The organism is Ochrobactrum sp. SSR (assembly GCF_030067775.1).
In the GTDB taxonomy this organism is placed as follows: domain Bacteria; phylum Pseudomonadota; class Alphaproteobacteria; order Rhizobiales; family Rhizobiaceae; genus Brucella; species Brucella teleogrylli.
In genome coordinates this window covers 1,146,174-1,168,791 of record NZ_CP125969.1, presented here as the reverse complement: position 1 = coordinate 1,168,791, position 22,618 = coordinate 1,146,174, and the positions used below count along the sequence as shown (strand labels likewise).

Sequence of the window (22,618 nt, the reverse complement as noted above, 5' to 3'; positions counted from 1 at the left end):
CGAACATAGCTATCAATACGCCAGATCGTAATCGATCTATTTGGCGAGACACGGGCGGCTCGATTGCTTTCCCAATAATCAAGACGTTCGTCTACATCTTTGTCAATCTGGCGAACATATCGATTTCATCTTCCGGCGTTTTTGTAACGACATCGAGTCGGAATGGAATTAGATTTTCGTCAATCAAGGCTTGAATTTCTTTGGCAAAGCTTTCGGGCGTGAAAACCCAACAATGACAGTCCACGTATTCCAACAGTGCTTCTCTTGTCTTCGCCAAGGTATAGTCGAGAGTGTGGACTATGCATCCGTCCCGATCATGCCATCTGTAGCTATCAAAAACTTGGATCGGGGATGGCTTTGTCTGCTTCAGCACATAAGCAGCGAAAAAGTCCTTCTGCTCCGAGATCGACCTGCGGATATCGAATGTCTTTTTCTTGTTGGGGACAATCAAGGAAAGAATGCCGCCCGGCTTCAACACTTTGCCCACATCCTGAAGCCAAGAGATGATATCGGGCACATGTTCGATCACATGCGAAGCTAGTACATAGTCAAACCGAACATTTTCCGGAACTACATCGCTGATCGCTCCGCCGTTCGTCACAAAATCCACCTGAACAATGTTGTCAATGTTCACCGTCGGGGTATTGCGATGGTTTTCTCTTAACTGATCTGTTGAACAGTAGTCCGCGTAGTATACGGCCCCGACTTCTCTGCGGGCAATTGGATTGTCGAGTGCCCCAATTTCAAGTCCTGTTTGCGTAAACTGATTAATGTTCTGAAAAACTTGCTCTACACGAGAAATAGATCGTTCGACTAGCACGACACCCTCCCCAAAGGACGAACGCGAGCGTTGGTCTGCACCTCGTGCACGCGTCCGCTGCTATTACGCCACGCCACTTGATTAAACAAAAACAAGTCTGTCAAGCCGTCTCAGCGCGCGTTTTTTTCGCCATCAGCGAGGAAGCTGCGGTAGCAAAAACACGCTACGGCTAGTGCAGTAATAATCTGCCCAATACAATTATGAAACCATCCCGAAATCAGGCTATCTAGATGCCGTTGTCAAAAAGGCTTGACCGTGGGTGCGCGATTAGACAACGGCGTCTAGTTAGATGGTCGAGCGAATTTGAGAAAAGACCTCGGGCGCAAACTCGAACTGCCGAGCTGTACCTCTCCCCATGGAATTCTTGCCCAGAATTTCTTGAAGGATGCCGCGCTGCACAAGAGCGTCCATCGTCTCGATGACACCGCCGCGCGTCATTCCAGTGAAATTCATGACCTTTGCAAGGGTCAATGGCTCGTGGGCTTGATGCATCATGTAGAGGATGTTTACTAGTCCGATCTGTTTGATACGAGACTGCGGTGTTTCACCCACAAGCGGCTTTTCGAGAATTTCACGAATAGCGAATGCCGCCAGAGCTTGACTTTGTAACCGATCACTTAAGAAGCTGCTCATCGTTTTTTATCACTTTGTAGTTGTATGCGTGAATGTAGATGGCAATTCCGCTCGGCATCTATAGATTGGACAACCGCGGGAGGCTTTTAAGCATTACGGGGCTTTTTTTCCAAAACTGGCCCCCATGGCCATTTGGTTTCACCTCACTACCCCTCCAATCCCAAGTTTAGCGCAGTTGTCGATACATGGAGATGCAATGTTCAGGATATCGACGTCAATGCAGAAGCTCCAGTGGTGGTTGGCACGAGGCCACTCGTTTGTGTGCTCCAGCGGGGTCGGTTTCCGAAATCAGCTTGAGCTCATTTTGCCCGGAAGCTCACGATGGCACGGTACTCTATTTAGCACAATTAATTGAGGTCATTCTGACTTGATCAAGACCGTCGTGCTGCGGGTTCCACGAAATTGGTGTTCAAATACTAATTTAATGGTCAAAGAATCGGACGGAGCGGCGAACACGATGATATCGACCAGGTGCTGGAATTCTCAATAAATAATACGGTCCAGAGCTAGAATTGGACGGACGGTTTTTTGTTGCTGAAATTTACGACCCGTAATGTGTAGCGCCGCTAAAGCGAAGCGCTTGCCCCCTTTGGAAACCATCGCACTAAGGGAATTTTGCTGAGATCACGCATGCCGCCCCAAAAAGCCAATCTCCACGCGACTGCACGATGTTAGTGCCATCACGGTGCCCGGTTCACGGATGTCAGCTGGGATATTGTGGGTGGTCGCTTCGGAATTGAACTTAATCTTGAATCGTCTGGCCAAAAAAGCCAACTCGCTCCCCCACAGATCCCGCTCTAATCGATCCTATTGTCGCGGCCCGTGCTTTTTGGTTGGCAGCGGCCCTGTGGATCGCATAAGCAACGGGAGAAGCGGGTTCTAAAAGTTCTTGCGATCGTTGCAAGGCTTTCAAGAGCCGATCTTGCGTGAAGGGAGGCCATAATGGCGAAGTGGGTGTACACATTCGGCGACGGCAAGGCAGAGGGCACTGCGAGTGATCGCAATCTCCTCGGCGGCAAGGGAGCGAACCTGGCTGAGATGAGCAGCCTCGGTGTGCCCGTACCGCCCGGCTTTACGATTACCACCGAGGTCTGCACCTATTATTACGACCACGACCGCAATTATCCGTCCGAACTGGACGAGCAGGTGCGTGCAGCGCTTTCCCATATCGCCAGGGTGACGGGCCGCAATTTCGGCGATGCCGACAAGCCCCTGCTGGTGTCGGTTCGTTCCGGTGCACGCGCTTCCATGCCCGGCATGATGGACACGGTGCTCAATCTCGGCCTTAACGACGAAACCGTGCAGGCCATCGCCCGGGAAGCCGGTGACGAGCGTTTCGCCTATGACAGCTACCGCCGTTTCATTCAGATGTATTCGGATGTGGTGCTGGGCGTCGATCATGGCTTTTTCGAAGAAATTCTTGAAGACAAGAAGGCCGATCTTGCCGTCGATGTCGACACGGCGCTGACGGGTGAAGACTGGAAAGACGTCATCTCGCTCTACAAGGCCAAGGTTGAGGAAGAGCTGGGCCAGCCTTTCCCGCAGGACCCGCATGAGCAGCTCTGGGGCGCCATCGGTGCTGTTTTCTCCAGCTGGATGAATGCGCGCGCCATCACCTATCGCCGTTTGCACAATATTCCCGCGGCTTGGGGCACGGCGGTCAATGTGCAGGCCATGGTGTTCGGCAATATGGGCGAGACCTCGGCCACGGGCGTTGCCTTCACCCGCAACCCGTCGACCGGCGAGAAGAAGCTTTACGGCGAATTCCTCGTCAATGCGCAGGGCGAAGACGTGGTGGCGGGCATTCGCACGCCACAGAACATCACCGAAGAAGCGCGTATCGCTGCCGGTTCCGATAAGCCATCGCTTGAAAAGGTGATGCCGGAAGCCTTTGCGGAATTCCTCAAAGTCGCCGACCGGCTGGAACAGCATTATCGCGACATGCAGGATCTGGAATTCACCATCGAGCGCGGCAAGCTCTGGATGCTCCAGACTCGTTCAGGCAAGCGCACGGCTAAGGCTGCCCTGAAAATGGCGGTCGAAATGGCGGGCGAAGGACTGATCACCGAAGAAGAAGCCGTGCTGCGCATCGATCCCGCAGCGCTGGATCAGCTGTTGCACCCGACCATTGATCCCCGCGCCGAGCGTCAGATCGTCGGTCAGGGTCTGCCTGCCTCGCCGGGCGCTGCGACGGGTGCAATTGTCTTCTCGTCGGAAGATGCCGAACAGGCAAAATCGGAAGGCCGCAAGGTCATTCTGGTTCGTATCGAGACCAGCCCGGAAGACATCCACGGCATGCATGCGGCAGAAGGCATTCTGACCACGCGCGGCGGCATGACCAGCCATGCGGCGGTTGTGGCGCGCGGCATGGGCAAGCCTTGCGTTTCGGGTGCAGGATCGCTGCGCGTCGATTATCGCAATGGCACCATGCTGGCTGCCGGTCAGACCTTCAAGAAGGGCGATGTCGTGACCATTGACGGTTCGAGCGGGCAGGTGCTGAAGGGTGCTGTCGCCATGCTCCAGCCGGAGCTTTCCGGTGACTTCGGCCAGCTGATGGAATGGGCCGACCGCCAGCGCCGCATGAAAGTGCGCGCCAATGCGGAAACGCCGGAGGATGCCCGCACGGCGCGGTCTTTCGGTGCGGAAGGCATTGGCCTTTGCCGTACCGAGCACATGTTCTTTGACGGAAGCCGTATCGTTGCGATGCGTGAAATGATCCTCTCGGATAGTGAAGAAGGCCGTCGCGCAGCGCTGACCAAGCTTCTGCCAATGCAGCGTTCGGACTTTGCCGAGCTGTTCGAAATCATGAAGGGCCTGCCGGTCACGATCCGCCTGCTCGATCCGCCGCTGCATGAATTCCTGCCGCATACGGATGAGGAAGTTGCCGAAGTGGCCAGCTCCATGGGCGTGGATGCAGTGAAGCTGCGCGAGCGCGCCGAAAGCCTGCATGAGTTTAACCCCATGCTGGGCCATCGCGGTTGCCGCCTGGCAATTTCCTACCCGGAGATTGCGGAAATGCAGGCGCGAGCGATTTTCGAGGCCGCAGTCGAAGCAGGCAAGAAGACCGGCGAGCCGGTGGTGCCGGAAGTCATGGTGCCGCTGGTCGGCCTCAAGGCAGAGCTGGATTTCGTCAAGGGACGCATTGATGCCGTGGCGCAGGACGTCATGAAGGAAGCGGGCGTCAAGATCGACTATATGGTCGGCACGATGATCGAACTGCCGCGTGCCGCCTTGCGGGCAGCGGAAATTGCCGAGACGGCGGAGTTCTTCTCGTTTGGCACCAACGACCTGACCCAGACTACCTTCGGCATTTCGCGCGATGATGCGGCAGGCTTCCTCACCACTTACCAGCAGCGCGGTGTGGTGGAGCAGGACCCGTTTGTGTCGCTCGATGTGGATGGCGTGGGCGAACTGGTGCAGATCGCTGCCGAACGCGGACGCAAGACGCGCGACAAGATCAAGCTTGGCATTTGCGGCGAGCATGGTGGCGATCCGTCGTCGATTGCCTTCTGCGAAAAGACCGGCCTTGATTATGTGTCCTGCTCGCCGTTCCGCGTGCCGATTGCCCGGCTCGCCGCCGCACAGGCAGCCGTGCGCAAGGCGTAAAGCGAAAAGAAAGCGCTCCTGAAAAGGAAGGAGCGCTTTCGCTTTGGCAAGGAAAATCCCTATAATAACAAAGTGTTAATATGTCGGCCCCATTCAGTTGGGTCGGCACACTGGACAATATTGCCCGACGTATTAAAATCCTTCGAAATTTACACTTTCAGAAGAACGGGCCATGCGTCGTTTCATTTCTGCGGCGGGGGCCGCGCTTGTTTTCGCTTGCAGCACGGCAGGCGCTGTCGAGGTTTCACCGCAGGATGCGGCCCAACCGGAAAAGGTTCGGATCGTGGAGCCGCAGCTGCGCATCGCACGCGGCGGCAGTGCAACGCCGCAAGTGGCGCTGACGCTTGATGCCTGCATGGGCAAGACGGACCATCGCATTCTCGATACGCTGGTCAAGGAGCGCATTCCCGCGACGATCTTTGTGACCGGGCGTTGGTTGAAACAAAACGCGGAAGCCTTTGCGGTGATGAAAGCCAATCCCGACCTGTTCGCGATTGAGGATCACGGCGCTATGCATGTTCCGGCCATTACCAATGTGCCGACGATGTATGGCATCAAGACCGCCGGATCGCTGGATGCCGTGCGCTCGGAAATCGAAGGCGGATCGACGTTGATTGTCGGGGCTGGTGCGCCAAAGCCGCGATATTATCGCGATGCGACAGCCCGCTATTCGACCGATGCCGTGGCGCTCGCCACAAGCCTTGGCTACAAGATCGGCGGTTATTCGCTGAATGGCGATCAGGGCGCATCGTTGCTGGCGCCGACTGTGGCGCGGCGCATATCGGCGGCCCGCGATGGCGATGTCATCATCTCGCATATCAATCAGCCGACACGTTCGGCGGGCGAGGGCGTTGCCAAAGGCATAATGGCGCTGAAGGCCAAGGGCATGAAATTCGTGCTGCTGCGCGATGTTGAAACGTCGATGACGCTGAACCCGGTGCCTGCGCACAATCTTCAGGCAGGTGTTCCAGGCGTCAAAAAATCCACCCCGCCGAAATGATCAAGCGCCGTTGGTCTGCTCCTTCGGCGACAGGCTTTTCATGACGGCGGCATAGTTGCGGCCAAGGCTTTCGAAAAGCGCATTCTCGCCCTTCGGCGGTTCGACCGACAGGGTTGTGCCGTCATTGCGCAGCGTGACGAAAATCACCTGATCCTGCGGCTGCCCGGCAATGGCGATCGCGCCGATGCGCTGGGCTTCGCTGGTGTCGAGCGCCGGCATGTTGAACAGAACTTCGCCACCCACACGTTCTGCGGCCTTGGCAAGCGCTGCATCAAACCCCTCGATCAGCACGTCAATGGCCCCGAGCGCAAATTCCAGCTCGACGGCTTCGAGCGTCATCGTACTTGTTTCAAGACCCGTCTGGGCGCTTTCTTCGGCGCTGCCCGACCGGGTGGTGGTGCCAATCCCGTTGGCACTGTTTTCAGGCGCGTGGTTCATTCCGTCCTCTCCGACGAATCCGAAAAAAGCCCCCTAATAATCGATCATGCCCTTCATTAGTAGTTGCTGCAATGCTCTTTTGATTGATTTACCTCGCTTTTTTCTGTTAGGCGGCAATAGTGAGCCAAAAATAGCCTGCACTTCATGCGTTTTTAGTGTGCCATGATCGCGCAATACGTGTGCTTTTCAGGCAGTAAAGATGATTATGCAAAACTGTACAGCTGGATGTTTTGCCGGGTTCAAATCTCTCTGCTATTCATAAGCGTGGCTGAATGTTGTGGCCGTTTTGGGATTCTGCCGGAAAGTGCTTTGTATTTTTCGGGATGTGCTTCTGGGAACCTGGATGAGAAAACTTCGCTATCAGCGGCGACAGTCGCGTTCTGCGGTCTGGGCCTTGCGGTTCGGGGTCTTCGCCGCCGTATTGCTGGCGCTGGCTTTCGTGCTGCACCGCTTCTGGAAGCTTGAAACGCCTGATTTCGTCCTTGCCGCCGGGTTAAGCGGCGCTCTGGCCCTGCTGGCGCTGATCTGCGCAGCCAAGGGTTTTCGCAATCTCTGGGTCAATGGCGACAAGGGCGGGGCGCGATCCTTCACGGCCTGCGTGTTTGCCTGCATCGTGCTGGCGCCGCTCGGTTTTCTGGGCATTCTCTGGATCAGCTCGCCAGCGCTCTACGATATTTCGACCGATTTCGAGACGCCGCCGCAATTTCCCACCGACATGCCCGCCCGCCTGCAATGGATGAACCCGCTGACACCGGCGGTCAGCGGCGATGCGCTGACACAGCTCACCGCCTATCCCGATGTACTCGGCCGCCGCTATGAGGCAGCGCCCGACCGCGTGGCGCAGGGTGTGCAGACCGTGTTGAAGAGTTTCGGCTGGCAGGTAATCGTCAACGATGCGCCGTCGCCGGAGGAAAGCGCCACCCGCTTTGTCGCGACGGCGCATAGTTTCATTCTCGGTCTCAAGAGCGATATCGTTATCCGGCTGCTGGATGAAGGTGAAACCACCTATGTCGATATCCGTTCGCTCTCGCGCTATGGAAAACGCGATCTGGGGCAGAATGCGGCCTTCATCACCGAATTTCTTGGAAGCCTGGAAGGCGAAGTGAACAAGGCACCTGCGGACGTCGAATAGCGTTGTTTATGCAGGCTGGTAGATGTTGTCGAGCGATGGGTCGCCTTCGGTCACGATTTCCCCGCGCCCGACCAGATCTTCCAGATGCGCCAGCACCGACAGAGCTGCTGCGCCATGGAGGCGCGGATCGGTGTCGCGATAGATCGCCTTCACCATGTCGCCGATGGTGCGGTCGCCTTGCATGATGCGCTGAAAAACCGCGCGCTCGCGCATTTTGCGATGGGCCCGCAATCCGCGCACAAAGGCGGCGGGCTTGGTCACCGCACCGCCATGGCCGGGCAGATAGACATGATCGTCACGTGCCAGAAGCTTTTCGAGCGAGGCCATATAGTCGCTCATTGAGCCATCCGGCGGGGCGACGATGGAGGTAGCCCAGGCCATCACATGATCGGCCGAAAACAGGATATCCGTGCCTTTCAGCTCGAATGCCATGTGGTTTGCGGCATGGCCCGGTGTGTGAAGGCCTTGAAGCGCCCAGCCATCGCCTTCAACGGTTCCGCCATCGGCAAGCACGATATCGGGCGCAAAATCCGTGTCGGCACTGGCTTCTAGCACGTTCACTTCGCCCGCATGATAGGGGCGGGCGGGCCGGTGCGGGCCTTCGGCAACCGTTTTTGCACCCAGCTCGTTTTTGAGGCGCTCGGCTAGCGGCGAGTGATCACGGTGCGTGTGGCTGACGAAAATATGGCTGACGGGGCGTCCTGCAATGGCGGCAAGCAGAGCCTGATAATGGGCCTCATCGACGGGACCCGGATCGATGATTGCCAGCGTGTCCCGGCCAACGATATAGCTGTTGGTGCCATGAAAGGTGAAGGCGCTCGGATTGTTCACCGTCACGCGGACAATCCCTTTACTTAGCTCAACCGGCTTCCCATATTCAGGAGAGAAACTGCTGTCGAAAACGAGCGCCATGGAAGTCATTTCCAATTTATTTACGGTGTTATTGTCGAAACGGCATAGGCCTTATATAGTAGGATTTCAAACGGTAACTGCCTGATACGTCAAGAATGGACGTCAGAGGGTTGTGCGTTCGAAATTCGGAAATCCTATTCATCACGGTCAGGAGTTGGATATGCCGCACAGAGCAAAGTCACGCGTCGCTACCGCATCGCTCGCCGCCGAATCTCGTCAAACAAGACAGCTCGCCCGAATATTCTCCTTCCTTTCCCTTGGCCTGATCGGCGCGGCGCTCGTTGCGATTGCCGCTGGGGTGAAGGTTGATTTCATCTATATGATCATGGCGGTGCAGGCGGTGGCGCTCTTGGGCATTTCAGCGCTCTACGGCTTTTCAAAGAAAAAGTGAAACGCGCTCCCGCGCAAATATGCAGGGCTTATTTCACCGTGGTTGCGAGAGGCCGGATCATGTCCGGCCTTTATCATATCTGATTGAAACTGCTTCGCGATTGACAAGCGGCGCGGGACAACGCTTTGTCATACTCCAGTACTGTTTTTCGGGAGGCAAAGGTGAAGGTTGAGACGCTCGCGGTAGAGCCGCTGACCAAGCAAGCATTCGCGCCGTTCGGCGATGTCATCGAGGTTGAAGGGGCAGAGCGGCGTCTCATCAACAATGGTTCGACCGAGCGTTTTCATGATCTGGCGCGCGTCGAGGCAGAAGGCACGCAAGCGCGTGTACTCATCAATATTTTCCGCGGCCAGTCTTTTGAAGCGCCCATCGATATCGTCATGATGGAGCGTCATCCCTTCGGTTCGCAGGCCTTCATACCGCTGGAGCGGCGTCCGTTTCTGGTCGTTGTCGCTGAAGATGCCGACGGCAAGCCCGCACGGCCGCGTGTTTTCCTTGCCAAGGGCGATCAGGGCGTCAACTATCTCAAGAATGTCTGGCATCATCCGCTTCTGGCGCTTGAGCAGAAATCGGATTTTCTCATTGTCGACCGCGCTGGCAAGGAGGACAATCTGGAAGAATATTTCTTCCCGGATGTCGTTTTCTGCATCCAGTCGGCCAAACCAATCTGAATATTATTCGAGGGAAACATGGGCAGACTTTCCACACACGTTCTCGACACAGCGCATGGCAGCCCGGCTGCGGCAATGCGCATCGAGCTCTATCGCATCAGCAAGGGCACACCGGAACTGATCAAGCGCGTTGTCACCAATCTGGACGGGCGCACTGATGCACCGCTGCTGACCGGCGACGACATGCAGATTGGCGTTTACGAGCTGCAATTCCATGTGGCCGAGTATTTTGCAGGGCGCGGGGCCGATCAGGCCAATCCGCCTTTCCTCGATCTCATTCCGATCCGGTTCGCCGTGGCGGATGTGGACGGACATTATCACGTGCCGCTGCTTGTCAGCCCTTGGTCCTATTCGACCTATCGCGGCAGCTGATCCGCACTTATCCCCGCGTCGTTCGCCCGGACTAAGCTCCTCGTATCACCAAACATGAGGAGCCGAACATGGATGAAACGCCTAATCTGAAACTTCCCTATATTCTGCCCAGTCAGGCGCAGAAGCATGTCACGCATAATGAAGCATTGCGGCTGTTGGATGCGGTGGTGAATTTAAGTGTGAAATCGCGCAGCCTCACCGCCCCACCGGCAGCACCTTCCGCTGGCGCGCGCTATATCGTTGCACTGCCCGCCACAGGTGCTTGGTCCGGCAAGAACGGCATGGTCGCTTCGTTCATCGATGATGGCTGGCTGTTCATTCAACCGGCGATCGGCTGGCAAGCCTATGTCGAGGCGGAAGCGCAGCTTCTGGTTTTCGATGGAACGGACTGGAACCCCACCGGCGGCGGCGTGCCGGACGAACTGTCCGTATCCATGCTGGGCATTCAGGCGACGGCGGATGCGGTCAATCGTTTCTCGCTTTCGGCAGCGGCAAGCCTGTTCAACAATGCAGGCGCGGGACATCAGATCAAGGTCAACAAGCAGGCCGCGACCGACACGGCGAGCCTTCTGTTCCAGACCAGCTGGACCGGCTATGCCGAAATGGGCCTGAACGGCAGCAGCGATTTCAGCATCAAGGTGAGTGACGATCTGGGCACGTGGCGTCAGGCAATGCGTGTGGATCGCGCGACGGGCAATGTCGCAATCGGAAGCAATACACCGGTGACGCGTCTTGATGTCGATGGGCCGATCCGGCCTGCATCCTATTCGAAACTCACAATGCCTATCGCCGCGAATCACGGCGCGGGCGCCTTGATCTACGTTACGGATGCGTCGGCGGGCGCGCAGCTTGCCTATTCCGATGGTAGCGCATGGCGCAGCATCAGAACCGGCATCTTGATATCCTGAGTGGTATCTGTCTGGAAAATCGAAATTTTTCCAGACAGGTCGCCTTTTCCGACGCTTTTATGCCGCACCGGCGTACTAATCGCCTGAAACGTGTTCGTTAATCTTATGCAGGCTCAATTCATATGGTTCGTCTGGCGGACTCATGCTAACGGTTGCGGAATAATTCTAGGGGCTTCATCCGTCGGGTAAAAAGAGAGTTTTTTGCTGCCGACAGGAGCGGTATTTGTTTCGCTCTGTCTTGAGAGCAGGATAATGCGCGTATGAGTTTGAGATATCCTTGGCAAAGGCTCGCGCTTTTGCCACGACTGACCAAGCAGATTATTTTGATGCTGAGCGATTGCGTTCTGCTGTTGCTCAGCGCGTATCTGGCATTTGTCATTCGCCTGGGCTTTGTTTTTACGCCGAGCAAGGCACAACTTTTTCTGATTATCATCGCGCCCATTCTGACCGTTCCGGTTTTCATCCGGTTCGGACTTTATCGGGCGATCATCCGCTATCTTGCGGAACGCGCCATCTGGCCGATCTTTCAGGCGACCGCAGTGGCGGCTCTTTTTTGGGTCGCGCTGGTCTTTCTGATGGAGCTTTACGGCAATGCCGGTCTGCCGCGCTCGGTTCCGCTTCTTTATTGGCTTTTGAGCACGGTGCTGATCACGGCAAGCCGTTTCGGCGCGAAATGGTTGCTGCGCAATGCCGAAACCGGCCGGACTTATACCAGCTCGGCGCTGATCGTTGGCGTCGGAGAGCCTGCGCGCCAGCTGGCGACGGCGCTGCGCAGCCATAGCGATACGATGGTCGTTGGCTTTGTCGATCCGGCAGGGCAGCTCAAGGGCATGGATATTATCGGCCTGCGTGTCTATGGGGCTGAAGAAATGCCTGCCCTTATTGAAAATTACGGCGTCAAACAGGTGCTGGTATCCGAGCCGGGGCTCGATCAGAAACAGCGTCAGGACTTTGCCCGTCTGCTTGGCCGGCTTCCGGTCAATACGCGGATTCTACCGCCGATTGCCGATTTGAGCGCAGGCAAATATCTCGTTTCGGCGCTGCGCAATATCGAAATCGATGACCTTCTTGGTCGCTCGCCGGTGCCACCGGATGCAGAACTGCTGCGTGAAGTGGTCGAAGGTCGCCGCATCATGGTGACGGGCGCAGGCGGCTCTATCGGCAGCCAGCTTTGCCGGACCATCGTGCAGTGGAATCCCGAATGTCTGGTGCTGTTTGAATCGAGCGAGTTCGCGCTTTATCAGATCGAGCGCCAGTTGCGACAAATTGCGTCCTGCCAGATCGTGCCGGTGCTGGGGTCCGTGCGCGACCGCGCTTATGTCGAGCAGGCGCTGCGCAATAATCACATTGACACGGTCTATCACTGCGCTGCCTATAAGCATGTGCCGCTGGTCGAGAAAAATCCTCTCATCGGCATCTGCAACAATGTGTTCGGCACGCTCGACGTGGCGGAAGCGGCACTCGCATCCGATGTCGAGCGCATGGTGCTGATTTCGTCAGACAAGGCGGTTCGGCCAACGAATGTTATGGGCGCGACCAAACGCTGGGCCGAACTGGTCGTCTATTATTACGGCTTGCTGGCCGCACAAGCGGGCAAGGAAAAAGCCTTTTATTCGGTCCGTTTCGGCAATGTGCTTGGTTCGAATGGCTCGGTTGTGCCGCTTTTCCGCGAGCAGATCGCCAATGGGGGGCCGATCACCCTGACCCATGAGGATATGACGCGCTATTTCATGTCGATCAAGGAAGCGGCGGAACTCATCGTGCAGTCAGGCGCAATAGCCGAATCCGGCGACACCGTGTTGCTCGAAATGGGCGAGCCGGTCAAAATCCGCGATCTGGCCGAAAACATGATCCTGCTCGCCGGGCTGACCGTACGCAATGCGGAAAATCCTGCGGGCGATATCGCCATTGAAGTGACGGGTATTCGCGAAGGCGAGAAGATGTATGAGGAGCTCTTCTACGATCCTTCGCAGGCGCAATCCACACGGCACCCGAAGATCATGCGCGCTCCAAAGGGCAACAAGGCCGCTGTTGATGTGCCTGAAAGCCTTCAGCGCCTTCAGGCGGCCATGGAAAGCGGCGATGTGGACGCTGTTCGCAAGATACTCTTCAGCGTCATAGCTTCCTGAAGCGTCCGCGAAAATCCAGTAGCAGCACGAGCGTGGCCACCATTGCGACCAGCAGGAAAGCCCCGCGCGTGATCAGATGGTCAAGCGCCAGCAGCGCGACAGCACAGGCAATCAGGATAAGGTTGAGCAGGGCTATATGGCCGACGACCTTCAACACGCTCCAGCCTGCGCGTTTGGCGACCTGATAGGCATGTTTCGAATGGGCTTTCAGGATATTCTCGCCTTGGCTGAGGCGCATGATAATGGTCGAGCCCGCATCGAGAATATAATAAAGCGGCAAAATCAACGCCACGACGATATGCGTTTCGCGCGCCAGAAGAAGCAGGGCAGTGCCGGTGATGAGCCCGAGCGGCAGGCTACCTGTATCGCCGAGGAAAACGCGGGCAGGGGGGCGGTTGAAACATGCAAAGCCGAGTAACCCGCCCGCGGTCGCCGCGCTCAGTCCGCCGCTTTCCATGCCCGCAAGGCCAAGCGCTGCCAGCAGCGCAACACCCGCCAGCGGCAGCCCAAGCCCCGCGACGGTCATCAGATCAAGGCCGTCCATGAAGTTCGTGACATTGATGGCGATCAGAAGTGAGAATACGACCAATGCCGCTTCCAGCCAATGTGGCAGCACATCCGCCAGAAGGCGAAAATCGGGTCCCATACCGTAGAGAACGACACAGGCGGCTAAGAGCTGCGATCCAAGCCGAATAATCTCGGACAACTCGTAGCGGTCATCCAGCCCGCCAACAACCCACAGCAAGGTCGATGCGCCGATGAGGCAGAGCAACAGCCTGTTGGCAATTTCAAGATCGGATGCGAAAATCAGCAAAGTTGCCAGCGTTGCCGGTATCAAAGCCAGTCCGCCAATCTGCCTTGCGGCGACGGTGTGATTGGAGCGCGAATTCATCCGCGCGGCCAGAAATGTCATCGGCAGAAGGCGAGAAAGGATCACGAGACCCAAAACGCAAAGGACGGCACTGAATAGAAAAGAGATTGCTAAAAAAAGCATAGGGATACCGGCGGCAAATGAAGCTGTTACAGGGATTATCAGCTTTACGCGTCCGCGCAAATCCCTGCTTTGACTGACGGTGGAAGAAGTGAGCCGATTGGGTGATTATGGCGTTCGAACTGGTAGTTTGCGCATGTACGGGAAATTCGCGATTAGGCGATTGCGCTTGCCAAATGAAGCGGCTATAAGGCCGCGCAACCGATTGCTTCGGTTTGATTTGTTGGGGCGTAGCCAAGCGGTAAGGCACCGGTTTTTTGGTACCGGCATTCCCTGGTTCGAATCCAGGCGCCCCAGCCACTCAACGAAATTGGTTTAAATTTCACAGTTGTTCGGGCAGTTTTTTTTAACCTGTGAACTCGTCTCTCAACATAGTGTTTGCAGTGGTGACGTGTAGCGGGTGTGACTTATTGAAGCCTTATTCCATCGTCATTTCATAGTTCATAATAGTTGACTCTCCGAAAGCTATTCCTCTAGTACGCACAGCATGGGCACTATCTATTTGACTAGCCGCCCGAACAATTTCGGGGCATATTGCCCTTGAAACAGGATGACCATGAGCGTTGACTCTTTAGAGCGGCACATAAACTCGGAAATGGCCTCGGTTCCTCCCAAGGCAGGTGTATCGGCTGCATTGACCGATATCGGTGATGCTTTGTCTAAGTACCGACTGGCGCTGATTTTCGGCTGGCAGGACGTGGCGCAGCGCTATCGTCGGTCTCGGGTTGGAGCTTTCTGGCTCACCTTGAATATGGCAGTATTTATCGGCGCATTGGGCCTGATATTCGGAACGCTGTTCCAGTCGGAGATGCGGGAGTTTCTTCCCTATCTATGCGCTGGCGTTATCATGTGGGGGTTCATTTCGACTTCCTTGTCGGAAGGATGCACGACTTTTAGCTCATCTGATGGCATCATTCTGCAGGTGCGGTTACCACTCTTTACGCACGTCATGCGGACGCTGTGGCGTAATGTTATTATCTTTGGCCACAACATTATAATTTTTCCGATTGTTGCGCTGATTTTGGGGCGCGGTCTCAATGATTATGCGCTGCTGAGCGTGCCCGGGTTTCTGTTGGTTTGTCTTAATCTCACTTGGATGATGTTGATTCTGGCTGTTCTGTGCGCGCGATTCCGCGATATGACGCAGGTAGTGGGCAATATCTTGCAGGTCTTTTTCTATGCTACGCCGATCATGTGGATGGTCAAAACTCTGCCGGGTCATGTTTCGCACGCTGTTATCGACTGGAACCCATTCTATCACTTGATCCAGTTGGTGCGCGCGCCACTGTTCGGTGAAGCGCCGGCGACTTTAAGCTGGGTTGTGGCTGGATGTCTGGCGATTGCCGGCTGGGGTCTGGCGATTGTATTCTTCGGCAAGTACCGCTGGCGCGTGGCTTATTGGTTGTAAATCCATGACTTTTATCAAACTTCAGAATGCGAGTGTAGAATTTCCAATTTACAACTCGTCGAGTCGGTCTCTGAAAAACCGCGTCTTGAGTGTAGCGACCGGTGGAAAAATAGAGCGACGAACAGATAGAACTGTTATTATTCGGGGTTTGGATAATGTGACGGTTTCGCTGAATGATGGCGATCGTGTTGGACTCATCGGTCATAACGGCTCTGGCAAGACGACCTTACTGCGCGTTTTATCTGGCATTTATACGCCGACGCAGGGGACCGCACTTATTCACGGACACACAATCTCGCTCATTAATATTAATTTGGGCATTGATCCTGATGCGACTGGCCGCGAAAATATTCGTCTGCGCTGTGCAATGATGGGTATGCACCCGGATGAGATTGCCGAGAAGATAGATGATATTTCGGATTTTTCCGGGCTTGGTGAGTTTCTGGATGTTCCTTTCAGGACGTATTCAACAGGCATGCAACTTCGCCTGGCTTTTGCCGCTTCGACATCAATCAATCCAGAAATTCTGATTATGGATGAATGGCTCTCGACCGGTGATGAAGATTTCAAGGTGCGCGCTAATCAGCGTATGCGCAATCTCGTTGACTCCACCAAAATTCTTGTTCTAGCTAGTCATTCTCGAGATTTGCTGGAAAAGAATTGCAATCGTGTGATCTGGTTGGAGCATGGTCGTGTTAAGATGGAAGGCAACACGTCTGAAGTTTTGGGATCGTATTTTTCTTAATCGACAACAGAAGCGAGAAGATAGCGATACCTTTTCATGTGACGTTTTTTCCACGACGCATATTTATTATCATAAAAATGATTGTCACTGTTGCTCCAGCCATAGTATCTGCTAGACGATGTAAATCGCAAGGGGGCGTTATTCTGCTTGCCTAGAGTGTGGAATTACAATGTTTAATGCACCGGTCCAGCAGCAGGCAGATATCAGCGGCAATAGTAACGATGAGCGTTTGCCGATTGTTGTTGACCTCGATCAGACGCTGATCCTTTCTGATACTCTCTATGAGACGGCGGCGATGCTGTTTTTCAAGCGGCCCTTGGCTTTTGTCCAGTGCCTGCCGCAGCTTGCGAAAGGCCGCCATTCGCTCAAAGCGGTCATCGCTTCAAAAGTCAATCTGTCCGATGCAGTGTTCCCGATCCGTGAGGATCTGGTTGAGTGGTTGCATAAACAGGCCAAGGAAGGACATGAACTGCATCTGTGTTCAGCTGCAGATCAATCCGTGGTGGATAGCGTTGCGGAGCATATCGGGATTTTCAGTTCTGCAATCGGGTCGGCACAAGCCAATCTGAAGGGGCCAGCCAAGGCCGATTATCTAAAGAAGCAATTCCCTCATGGATTTATCTATGTCGGCGATCATGCCGTTGACCTGAATGTCTGGAAGGAATCGAGTGGTATAGTTCTTGCCGGTACGAAGCCAGCAGTGACAGCGCGCGCGAAGGCGCTGGAAAAGCCTGTTATTGCAAGTTTTGATAATCCCAAGCTCAATCTCAAGGCGTTTCTGAAGGCAATTCGCGTCCATCACTGGTCGAAGAATGTTTTGATGTTTGTGCCGCTCGTTCTCGCACATGAGTGGACGAATATCGGTTTATGGCTGCACGCTATTATCGCTTTCGCATGTCTGCTCGCGGTGACCTCGGCGACCTATTTGTTGAATGACATCGCTGATGTTCATGCCGATCGCCATCATTGGACGAAGCGCAATCGGGCCATCGCCAGCGGAAGGCTGGCCATCAGGTCGGCGTTCCTGTTGGCTGTCGGATTGCTTGTTGGCGGCTTTGCGGTCGCCTTCACGATAACGCCCCGTTTTGGATTGGCATTGCTCGCTTATCTGGTGATCACGGGCGCATATTCGCTTGGTCTCAAGCGGGTTCCATTGCTGGATATGCTGATTATCGGTGTTCTGTTTACGCTCCGTCTGGTCATGGGGGTGGCTTTGCTCGCTGACCCCCACCCCGAATGGTTGCTCACTTTTGCTGTGTTCTTCTTCTTTTCGCTCGCTTCGGCCAAAAGGCATACGGAAATCGTGCGCGCTTCGCTTATGGGCGAGACGAGCTTGAAAAGCCGGGGTTATGAGGTTGAAGATGCACCCCTCACGCTGGCTATGGGGCTCGGCACCGCAATTGCTTCGCTTGTCGTGATGATGATCTTCATTTTGCAGGAACTTCTGCCAAGCAAAAGCTATTCGCACCCGCAACCATTGGCGCTTATTCCTCTGGTTCTCTCCATCTGGCTCGGGCGCATCTGGCTTTTGTCGCATCGCGGTAAGATGAATGACGATCCAGTCAGCTTTGCCATACGCGACCGGACGAGTATCGGCCTGGGTGTCGTCATAGCACTACTTTTTGTTGTTGCGCTATGAGCGGTTTCGTTCCCCGCAGCGATATTTGTTCCTGGGGTGGCACCATATTGCGCGAGCATCTGGTCGCGTCGCCAGCATGGCGTGACCAACTGCCCGATCTTGTCGCGAGCGCACAGGATTCAAACAGCAGTTTGCTTGCCTGTGGATTGCGCCGTTCCTACGGCGATAGCGGCCTCAATCCGGATGGAAGCCTGATCGATATTTCTGGGCTGGACAGAGTGATTGCGTTCGACCCTGCGACGCGTCTGTTGCGGGCCGAGGCTGGCGTTTCCTTCGATGCCATTTTGAATATTATCGTCAGACAAGGCTTCTTCCTGCCTGTTACACCCGGTACGCGCTTCGTTACGCTCGGCGGCGCTGTGGCAAACGATGTACATGGCAAGAACCATCACACGCATGGGACGATTGGCTGCTGGGTGCGCCGGTTGGGGCTACTTCGTTCCGATGGCAATGAAATTGAGCTGGCGCGCAATGACGATACGGGCCTGTTTGCTGCAACGATTGGCGGGTTGGGGCTGACAGGCATCATCACCTGGGTGGAGCTGGAAGTCATTCCGGTCGACAGCGCTCTGATGGATGCGGAGAATATTCCTTTCGACAATCTGGACGAATTCTTCTCGCTCTCTGCTGAAAGCGAGGCGGGCTATGATTATACGGTATCGTGGATCGACTGCCTATCGAAGGGCGACGTCCTTGGGCGGGGGATTTTCACGCGCGGCAATCACGCACGCACAGGGTCGCGACTGCTGGATCGCGGCAATACGCGGTTTACAATGCCGGTCAATCTGCCCGGATTTGCGATGAACCGCTATTCGATACAAGCCTTCAACGCTCTTTATTTCTGGAATGGTAAGCGAAAGAGCGGCAAGGCAATCATTCCAGCGCATCCGTTCTTTTATCCGCTTGACGCTATTGGCAACTGGAACCGGATGTACGGGCGTGGAGGCATGTATCAGTATCAATCGGTTGTTCCGCCGGCTGGCCAGCTGGAAGCAACACGCGAGATGCTGAATGCTATTTCTTCGAGCGGACAAGGGTCGTTTCTGGCTGTGTTGAAGACGTTCGGACGCAAGCCTTCACTTGGATTGTTGTCCTTTCCGCGCGAAGGCACAACGCTGGCGCTGGATTTCCCAAACCGCGGCGTTAAAACGCTCCGGCTCATGGAAAAGCTCGATGCGATTGTGCTAGAAGCTGGTGGAAGGCTTTATCCGGCCAAGGATGGGCGCATGTCGGCGAAGATGTTTCAAAGCGGCTATCCCGAATGGGAAACTTTTGCCGAACATGTCGATCCGGGCTTCAGCTCCCATTTTTGGGCACGTGTCGTGAAATAGAGCATTGCCTGCAAACGCGTCGCGAGGTGTCGCGTGCGGTAATGCGTTCGTTAGATGATTAGGGCGGTTCTAATATTCCGTTTGGAAAGAGCCGAATTAAAAAGGGGAAGGTCTTGCGCCTTATCGTTCTTGGAGCCACGTCGGCTATTGCGATTGCAACGGCACGCCTTCACGCAAAGGATGGCGCTGTTATCGTTCTGGTGGGCAGAGATCAGGTTCGACTTGACCAGATTGCCGCTGACCTTAAGATCCGCGGTGCGGAGCGCGTTGAGACTGCGATCACCGATCTCGCTGCTCCACAGGATGCGCAAGCGCAATTCGGCGGTTTTGTCGAGCAGATCGGTGGCGTCGACCAGATATTGCTCGCTTATGGTATTCTCGGTGATCAGGGCGCGGCGGAACGCGATCTTGTGGCTGCCGAAGAGATTTTGCGCGTCAATTTTAATTCGGCTGCTGCCTGGACTCTCGCCGCCGCCGATGTGTTTGAGCGACAGGGCCGGGGCACATTGGTGGTGATTGGTTCCGTTGCAGGAGATCGTGGCCGGCGGGCAAACTATATTTATGGTGCAGCCAAGGCCGGACTGGCAGCGTTGGTCGAAGGCATTGCACATCGCTTTGCCGATAAGGGGCCGCGTGCGGTGCTCATCAAACCCGGTCCGACCGTTACGCCTATGACCGAGGATATGGACCGGAGAGGTCTGCTCTGGGCGAAACCGGAACAGATCGCTCTCATTGCCTATAATCGGTCCAAACGCGGTGGGCCCATTGCTTATGCGCCGGGCTTTTGGCGGCTGATCATGCTGATCATTCGCAATCTGCCGAGCGCCATTTTCAATCGTATGGACATCTGATGCAGAAGATTGTTATTACCGGCGCCGCCGGGCTTGTTGGTCAGAATTTGATCGCACGGCTGAAATCGGTGCCGGGGTTGAAGATAATTGGTATCGACAAGCATCCAACCAATACGGATTTGCTGCGCCGTCTTCATCCTGAAGTCGAAGTGATTGAGGCAGATCTGGCGCAGGAAGGTGCCTGGCAGGACGCGTTTGCAGGTGCGGATGCAGTGGTTCTTAATCAGGCGCAGATCGGTGGTCTGGTTGAGAAAGAATTTGTCGATAACAATGTTACGGCGACCGAACGGATCGTCGATGCAATGCGGCGGCACAAGACGCCTTATTTCGTGCATATTTCGTCGTCAGTCGTTAACTCGCAGGCCGATGATTTCTACACGCGGTCTAAAACGACGCAGGAACATTTCATCGATACCGTTACAGACATTCCGCATGTCATTTTACGGCCAACACTTATGTTCGGCTGGTTTGACCGCAAGCATCTTGGCTGGCTGCGCCGGTTCATGGATCGGACGGCGGTGTTTCCCATTCCAGGTAACGGTGCGTTTATTCGCCAGCCGCTTTATGTCGGTGACTTCGCGGCTATCATTATTTCGGCATTGAATACGCGGAAGACCGGTACTTTCGATATTTCGGGTCTGGAGCAGATTAATTACGGCGATCTGATCAAGCTGATCCACAATACGGTCAAGCCGAAGGCGCGGATTGTCCATATCCCTTATGCGCTTTTCTGGTGGTTGCTATTCGTCTACGGAAAGTTCAGCAAAAATCCGCCTTTCACGACCAGCCAGCTCGAGGCGCTGGTCATACCGGAAACTTTTCCGGAGATCGATTGGCCGAAGGAATTTGCGATTACAGCCACGCCTTTGAAGCAAGCTGTTGAGGAAACTTACCTCAACAAGACTTATAGCACGATTGTTCTGGATTTCTGAGGTAGCGAAATGAGCCGGATTGTTATCATCGGTGCTGGTGCGATGGGGCTTGCGGCTGCGCACCGCGCGGTTCAGCTGGGCCATGAGGTCGATCTCATCGAAAGCGACAGCGTGCCGGGTGGCATGGCTGCCCATTTCGACTTTGGCGGGTTATCGATTGAGCGCTTCTATCATTTTGTCTGTAAATCTGACGATCCGACATTCAGCCTGATGCGTGAGCTTGGTATCGGCGACAAGATGAAATGGCGTCCAACCACTATGGGCTATTACATCAAGGACCGTATCCATCCGTGGGGCGATCCGATTTCATTGCTGAAATTCCCTTATCTAAGCCTCGTTTCGAAATTCCGCACCGGCTTGCAGATGTTCCTGACCACGAAGGCCAAGAACTTCAAATCCATCGAAGACAAAACAGCGCGTCAGTGGCTGGAACAGGGTTCGGGCAAGGAAGTCTACAATACGCTGTGGAAGCGTTTGATGGAGCTCAAATTCTACGAGCTTGCCGACGAGATGTCGGCGTCGTGGATTGCGACCCGGGTGCGCCGTGTCGGCAATTCGCGGCGTTCGATTTTCCAGGAAGAGTTGGGTTATATCGATGGCGGCACGCAAACGCTCGTTGACGCATTGGTCGACGCTTACGCGAAAAGAGGCGGACGCTTGCATCTTTCGACGCCTGCCGAGCGTGTAGAAACCAAAGACGGTAAGGTCACGGGCGTGGTCGCAGGCGGGCGTGTCTTCCCAGCCGACGCGGTCATTTCGACTGTCCCAACGCCATTTATCTCATCGCTTGTTCCTGATCTGCCGACAGCGTCGAAAGAACAATATGATGCCATCCGCAACATCGGCGTTGTATGCCTGCTCTTCAAGCTGAAGAAAAGTGTCAGCAAGAACTTTTGGCTCAACATCATTGATGAGAAGATCGAAATTCCGGGACTGATCGAGTTTTCGAACCTGCGCCCTGTTGATGATCACATCATCTACGTCCCCTATTACATGCCGACGACACAGCCGAAATGGCAGTGGAGCGACGAGCAGTTCATTGAGGAAGCGTTCGCTTATATTCGCAAGATCAATCCCAATATCAACCGCGATGACCTGATCGATGCGAGTGTTGGGCGTTTGCGTTATGCCCAGCCCGTCTGTGAACCGAACTTTCTGGACAAGCTGCCGCCGATTCAGACGCCAATCGGCGGCCTGCAAATTGCAGACACGTGTTATTACTATCCGGAAGACCGCGGTATCGCTGAAAGCGTTCGATACGGTCGTATGATGGCGGAAACCGTCAGCAAATGATCGCCGTTGCCAAGTCTCTTCTCGACCGTCCGTTTGTCCGCTTCGCCTTGTCGGGTGGCATCGCAGCGGCGGTCAATATCGGCTCGCGTGTATTGCTGTCGGAAGTGACCAACTTCTCGACAGCAATCGTCATTGCCTATCTGCTTGGAATGACGACGGCTTATGTTCTGATGAAGCTGTTCGTGTTTGACGCATCCGGCCGGAGTGTAGGGCAAGAATATCTTCGCTTTGCACTGGTCAACGCTGTTGCGCTCGTCCAGGTATGGGCTGTCAGCATGTTGTTGGCGAAATACGCGTTTCCGGCGCTGGGCTATAGCTATTATGCAGAAACGACCGCGCATGTAATCGGTGTTCTCAGCCCGATCGCGACGAGTTATTTCATGCATAAGTATTTTACGTTTTCGGTGGGGTGAGAA

General features: G+C 55.0%; 21 protein-coding genes and 1 tRNA gene. 17 read left to right on the top strand and 5 right to left on the bottom strand.

From position 1 onward, the window contains the following. Positions 1-91 precede the first annotated feature (91 nt). Positions 92-820: a bifunctional 2-polyprenyl-6-hydroxyphenol methylase/3-demethylubiquinol 3-O-methyltransferase UbiG gene (locus QLQ11_RS05600; RefSeq protein ID WP_283736063.1), complete on the bottom strand. Its 729-nt coding sequence runs from the start codon at positions 818-820 to the stop codon at positions 92-94. Positions 821-1,105: 285 nt separating this feature from the next. Further along, the gene (locus tag QLQ11_RS05595) at positions 1,106-1,453 is read right to left on the bottom strand and encodes a transcriptional regulator (protein WP_283736064.1); all 348 of its coding nucleotides are present in this window, start codon (positions 1,451-1,453) and stop codon (positions 1,106-1,108) included. Between the two features lie 942 nt (positions 1,454-2,395). Between QLQ11_RS05595 and ppdK the strand changes: the two genes are divergently transcribed. Together ppdK and QLQ11_RS05585 are read left to right on the top strand one after the other, a co-directional pair. Next, positions 2,396-5,059: a pyruvate, phosphate dikinase gene (ppdK, locus tag QLQ11_RS05590; RefSeq protein ID WP_283736065.1), complete on the top strand. Its 2,664-nt coding sequence runs from the start codon at positions 2,396-2,398 to the stop codon at positions 5,057-5,059. Positions 5,060-5,231: 172 nt separating this feature from the next. Beyond that, a complete protein-coding gene (locus QLQ11_RS05585) occupies positions 5,232-6,059 on the top strand; it encodes a polysaccharide deacetylase family protein (protein WP_283736066.1) in 828 nt (275 codons plus the stop codon). Here the strand turns inward: QLQ11_RS05585 and QLQ11_RS05580 are convergent, their stop codons facing one another. Continuing rightward, positions 6,060-6,398 (bottom strand): hypothetical protein, encoded by a 339-nt coding sequence (locus tag QLQ11_RS05580; RefSeq protein ID WP_036592710.1) that lies wholly within the window; start codon positions 6,396-6,398, stop codon positions 6,060-6,062. A gap of 442 nt (positions 6,399-6,840) precedes the next feature. Here QLQ11_RS05580 and QLQ11_RS05575 point away from each other — a divergent pair, with 442 nt between their 5' ends. Then, a complete protein-coding gene (locus QLQ11_RS05575; RefSeq protein WP_283736067.1) occupies positions 6,841-7,629 on the top strand; it encodes a DUF1499 domain-containing protein in 789 nt (262 codons plus the stop codon). A gap of 6 nt (positions 7,630-7,635) precedes the next feature. On the opposite strand, the gene QLQ11_RS05570 is transcribed toward QLQ11_RS05575, so the two are convergent. Continuing rightward, positions 7,636-8,541: an MBL fold metallo-hydrolase gene (locus tag QLQ11_RS05570; RefSeq protein WP_283736068.1), complete on the bottom strand. Its 906-nt coding sequence runs from the start codon at positions 8,539-8,541 to the stop codon at positions 7,636-7,638. A 112-nt stretch (positions 8,542-8,653) separates the two neighbouring features. Between QLQ11_RS05570 and QLQ11_RS05565 the strand changes: the two genes are divergently transcribed. The 5 genes from QLQ11_RS05565 (at position 8,654) to QLQ11_RS05545 (ending at position 13,012) form a co-directional block, all read left to right on the top strand. After that, on the top strand, positions 8,654-8,932 hold the full coding sequence (locus QLQ11_RS05565) for a hypothetical protein (RefSeq protein WP_283736069.1): 279 nt from the start codon (positions 8,654-8,656) through the stop codon (positions 8,930-8,932). Between the two features lie 161 nt (positions 8,933-9,093). Continuing rightward, positions 9,094-9,603, top strand: coding sequence for an ureidoglycolate lyase (locus QLQ11_RS05560; RefSeq protein ID WP_283736070.1), 510 nt, complete (start codon positions 9,094-9,096; stop codon positions 9,601-9,603). 18 nt (positions 9,604-9,621) lie between these two features. Next, complete coding sequence (gene uraH / locus QLQ11_RS05555; RefSeq protein WP_283736071.1) at positions 9,622-9,975, top strand: hydroxyisourate hydrolase; 354 nt, start codon at positions 9,622-9,624, stop codon at positions 9,973-9,975. A gap of 68 nt (positions 9,976-10,043) precedes the next feature. Further along, positions 10,044-10,883: a DUF2793 domain-containing protein gene (locus tag QLQ11_RS05550; protein ID WP_371835936.1), complete on the top strand. Its 840-nt coding sequence runs from the start codon at positions 10,044-10,046 to the stop codon at positions 10,881-10,883. A 260-nt stretch (positions 10,884-11,143) separates the two neighbouring features. After that, positions 11,144-13,012, top strand: coding sequence for a nucleoside-diphosphate sugar epimerase/dehydratase (locus QLQ11_RS05545; protein ID WP_283736072.1), 1,869 nt, complete (start codon positions 11,144-11,146; stop codon positions 13,010-13,012). Here the strand turns inward: QLQ11_RS05545 and QLQ11_RS05540 are convergent. Then, positions 12,999-14,006, bottom strand: coding sequence for a glycosyltransferase family 4 protein (locus QLQ11_RS05540; protein ID WP_283736073.1), 1,008 nt, complete (start codon positions 14,004-14,006; stop codon positions 12,999-13,001). The two genes, QLQ11_RS05545 and QLQ11_RS05540, sit on opposite strands and share 14 nt — an antisense overlap. A 221-nt stretch (positions 14,007-14,227) precedes the next feature. Between QLQ11_RS05540 and QLQ11_RS05535 the strand changes: the two genes are divergently transcribed. The 9 genes from QLQ11_RS05535 to QLQ11_RS05495 all read left to right on the top strand — a co-directional run bounded on the left by QLQ11_RS05535 (position 14,228) and on the right by QLQ11_RS05495 (position 22,615). After that, positions 14,228-14,303: transfer RNA gene (locus tag QLQ11_RS05535), tRNA-Lys, on the top strand. Positions 14,304-14,559: 256 nt separating this feature from the next. Next, positions 14,560-15,411: an ABC transporter permease gene (locus QLQ11_RS05530; protein ID WP_283736074.1), complete on the top strand. Its 852-nt coding sequence runs from the start codon at positions 14,560-14,562 to the stop codon at positions 15,409-15,411. A 4-nt stretch (positions 15,412-15,415) separates the two neighbouring features. Further along, positions 15,416-16,156, top strand: coding sequence for an ABC transporter ATP-binding protein (locus QLQ11_RS05525; protein WP_283736075.1), 741 nt, complete (start codon positions 15,416-15,418; stop codon positions 16,154-16,156). Between the two features lie 169 nt (positions 16,157-16,325). Then, on the top strand, positions 16,326-17,795 hold the full coding sequence (locus tag QLQ11_RS05520; RefSeq protein WP_283736076.1) for a UbiA family prenyltransferase: 1,470 nt from the start codon (positions 16,326-16,328) through the stop codon (positions 17,793-17,795). After that, on the top strand, positions 17,792-19,126 hold the full coding sequence (locus QLQ11_RS05515; protein ID WP_371835935.1) for an FAD-dependent oxidoreductase: 1,335 nt from the start codon (positions 17,792-17,794) through the stop codon (positions 19,124-19,126). The genes QLQ11_RS05520 and QLQ11_RS05515 overlap by 4 nt, the downstream gene beginning before the upstream one ends. A 113-nt stretch (positions 19,127-19,239) precedes the next feature. After that, the gene (locus QLQ11_RS05510) at positions 19,240-19,977 is read left to right on the top strand and encodes an SDR family NAD(P)-dependent oxidoreductase (protein WP_283736079.1); all 738 of its coding nucleotides are present in this window, start codon (positions 19,240-19,242) and stop codon (positions 19,975-19,977) included. Next, the gene (locus QLQ11_RS05505; RefSeq protein WP_283736080.1) at positions 19,977-20,909 is read left to right on the top strand and encodes an NAD(P)-dependent oxidoreductase; all 933 of its coding nucleotides are present in this window, start codon (positions 19,977-19,979) and stop codon (positions 20,907-20,909) included. Before QLQ11_RS05510 ends, QLQ11_RS05505 begins: the two co-directional genes overlap by 1 nt. Before the next feature lie 9 nt (positions 20,910-20,918). Beyond that, entirely contained in the window at positions 20,919-22,202 is a 1,284-nt protein-coding gene (locus QLQ11_RS05500; RefSeq protein WP_283736081.1) for an NAD(P)/FAD-dependent oxidoreductase, read from the top strand. After that, positions 22,199-22,615 (top strand): GtrA family protein, encoded by a 417-nt coding sequence (locus tag QLQ11_RS05495; protein WP_283736082.1) that lies wholly within the window; start codon positions 22,199-22,201, stop codon positions 22,613-22,615. Before QLQ11_RS05500 ends, QLQ11_RS05495 begins: the two co-directional genes overlap by 4 nt. Positions 22,616-22,618 lie beyond the last annotated feature (3 nt).